General features: G+C 62.7%; 1 protein-coding gene and 1 pseudogene. Both read left to right on the forward strand.

The window, feature by feature from the left end:
* Nucleotides 1-77 precede the first annotated feature (77 nt).
* Nucleotides 78-2,345, forward strand: a pseudogene (locus SB4_RS18055) (TonB-dependent receptor); the annotation flags it as partial.
* 64 nt (nt 2,346-2,409) lie between these two features.
* On the forward strand, nt 2,410-3,270 hold an 861-nt coding region (locus SB4_RS18060; RefSeq protein ID WP_193753879.1), incomplete at its 3' end, for a tryptophan 7-halogenase.

Below are 3,270 nucleotides of genomic sequence, written 5' to 3' on the forward strand. Positions count from 1 at the left end.
TCGTTACTGTACCTAGGGCAGCGTACACTTTAACGCGTAAGATCGTCGGCAGCTGCAGGTGGGGATAAGAGACAGGGGATACCTTCGCCAATGATACTTTGGGTATCCTGTCGAGCTTCATCTACACGCGGCGTGATACCGATACCAACCGGGTGTTCGTATCGGGTTGGCCGGGCGGCAATTTCGCCCCCTGCCAGCTGACGGGCAGCACCGCGGCCGTCTGCGCACCGACCGACAGCGCTACTGCCGATCCCAGCCAGCGTCGCACGCTGACCGGCTGGTTCCCGCAGCAATATGGTGCCGAGCAGCAGCGGACCCAGGACGAGCGCGTGGACGGCCGCATCGCCCTGCAATGGCATCCGTCCAACGACCTTATGGTTACGCTGGACAACAACTTCGCGCGCCAGACCATTTCGACCGACATCTATGGATTCGGCGTGTGGTTCAGCCAGCCCAGCCTGCGCAACGTGACGCAGGACGCCAACGGCACGGCGGTCAGTTTTACCCAGGCGGGGTCGCCGACCGACTTCACGGCTGCGATGAACAAGCAGATCCTTCAGACCAACCAGACCGGTCTGAACGTGAAGTGGGACGTCAATGAAAAGCTGACCGTCGAAGCCGACGGCGCCTATGCCAAGAGCTGGCTGAACCCCGGCAACACGATCGGCAGCAGCAATGGCGATATCGGTTATGGCGGGGCGCTGGGCACCAATCTGGGCTTCAACATCACCGCCGATAGCAACAAGGCGTTCCCGACGATCAGCAATTTCGGCCCCGCCGGCAATGCCGGGCGCTGGGCCGATCCGACGGTCATCGGCTCGCACGTAACGGTCCTCCAGACCCAGAAGAACACCGACGAACTGAAGCAATTCCGCGGCGTCGTGACGTGGAAGGCGGCCGACGACATCACGCTGAAGGCGGGTGGTCAGTATACGGACGACACGTTCAACCTGCTCAACCGCAGCACCTTCACCAACAATTTCTGGCAGGCCTATGCCGGTTATGGCGGGCCGTCGGGCCAGGGTTCGGGTGTCTCGCCGCTGCCGTCGAGTCTCTATCAGGGCACGATCAGCCTCAACAATTTCATCCCCGGTTTCGCGGGCAGCCTGCCGCCTTCGCTGCTGATCTACAGCCCGCAGGCTTATCAGAATTACCTGACCAGCCTGGGCAATCCGCAGGCGCAGAATGTGCCGGGCTTCAACTATAATGGCGGCGTCAACGGCTTTACCGGTCAGTTCGTCGAGGCGGTCGATCCGGGCAGCATACTGTCGGTCAACGAAAAGACCCTGTCGCTGTTCTTCAGCGGGGCGATGGAGGGTCGGATCGGCAATATGCCGCTCCATGCCGCCTTCGGGGTGCGCACCGAGAATACCCGCCTGCTGTCGATCGGTCAGGGGCGTGCCCCGACCCAGATCACCCGCAGCGCCGCCGACCCCACGCTGCTGTCGATCGCCTTCACCGATACGCAGCCGATCGCGAACCGCAGCAGCTATACCTATGTGCTGCCCTCGGTCGATCTGCGCCTGGAGGTGACCGACAATCTGCAGCTGCGTTTCGACGCGTCGCGCACGCTTACCCGTCCCGGCCTCAGCCTGCTCAACCCGGTCGTCGGTATCGGGAATGGCCAGCGCGTCGGCGCCTTGTCGGGCAGCGGCGGCAATCCGAACCTGAAGCCCTATCTCGCCAGCAATTTCGACGTTGCGGCGGAATGGTATTATCAGCGCAACTCGTATCTGGCGGTCGACTTCTTCCTGAAGAATGTCAGCAACTTCATCGTCGGAGGCGTCACCAACCAGACGGTCAACGGGGTGATCGACCCGACGACCGGCAACCCGGCGGTCTTCGCCATCTCGGCTCAGGTCAACGGTCCCGATGCAACGGTGCGCGGTGTCGAAATCGCCTGGCAGCAGGTGTTCGGCGACAGCGGCTTCGGCTTCCAAGCCAATGCGACTTTCGTCGATACGAACAAACCCTATGATCCGAAGATCGTCGGCCAGAGCGGCTTTGCGGTCACGGGCCTGGCCAACTCGGCCAACTTCGTCGGCTTCTATGACAAGAACGGCTTCCAGTTCCGTACTGCGCTCAACTGGCGTGACGAGTATCTGGCGGGCTTTGGCCAGAACCAGAATACCGGTTCTTACGGGGCCGAGCCGACCTTCGTGAACCAGAGCTTCCAGGTCGATCTGACGAGCAGCTATGACGTTACGAAGAACTTCTCGATCTTTGCCGAGGCGCTGAACATCAACAAGAACAAGCAGAGCACGCATGGTCGGTTCAAGAACCAGCTGCTCGATGTGTTTGATTATGGTCGCCGCTTCACCTTGGGCGCGCGTTACCGCTTCTGACGATGCACGGGGATGTTAGGCTTCGGCTTGACATCCCCGCAGCTTATCGGACTGTCTTGCCATCATGGTTCAGCCTGTTCAGCATATCGTGATCGTTGGCGGCGGGACGGCCGGGTGGCTGACGGCGGGCGTCATCGCGGCCCGGCATCAGGGGCGGCGGCCGCATGGCTTTACGGTTACGCTGGTCGAGTCGCCCAACGTGCCGATCATCGGCGTGGGCGAGGGCACCTGGCCGACGCTGCGCGCCACGCTGAAGACGATGGGGGTATCGGAGACGGCGTTTTTCCGCGAATGCGACGCCTCGTTCAAACAAGGTGCGCGGTTCAATCGCTGGACCACCGGCGCGGCGGAGGACGGCTATTACCATCCGTTGATGCTGCCGCAGAGTTTCGGGCAGGTGAACCTAGCGTCGCACTGGCTGGCGGGGGAGGGCGACGCGAGCTTCTGCGACGCGGTGACGCCGCAAGGGCGGATTTGCGACGCTGGACTCGCCCCCAAGACGATCGCCACCCCGGAATATGAGGCGCTGGCCAACTACGCATACCATCTGGACGCGGGCAAGTTCGCTGACTTCCTGCGCCGCCATTGCTGTGAGCAACTGGGGGTGCGGCATGTGCTGGCCGATGTCGAAGAGGTGCTGCTGGCCGAGAGCGGCGACATCCGCGCGGTGCGCACCGCCCAGGCGGGGGAGGTGACGGGCGATCTGTTCGTCGACTGTACCGGCTTTCGTTCTCTGCTGCTGGGTGAGGCGATGGGGGTGCCCTTTCGGCCGCTGAACGACGTGCTGTTCTGCGACACGGCGCTGGCGATCCAGGTGCCTTATGACGATCCCGAGGCACCGATCGCCTCGCACACCATCTCCACCGCGCAGTCGTCGGGCTGGATCTGGGATATCGGGCTGCCGACCCGGCGCGGCGTGGGCCAA

This window comes from Sphingomonas sanguinis (assembly GCF_001476905.1).
GTDB classification, from domain to species: Bacteria; Pseudomonadota; Alphaproteobacteria; order Sphingomonadales; family Sphingomonadaceae; genus Sphingomonas; species Sphingomonas sanguinis_B.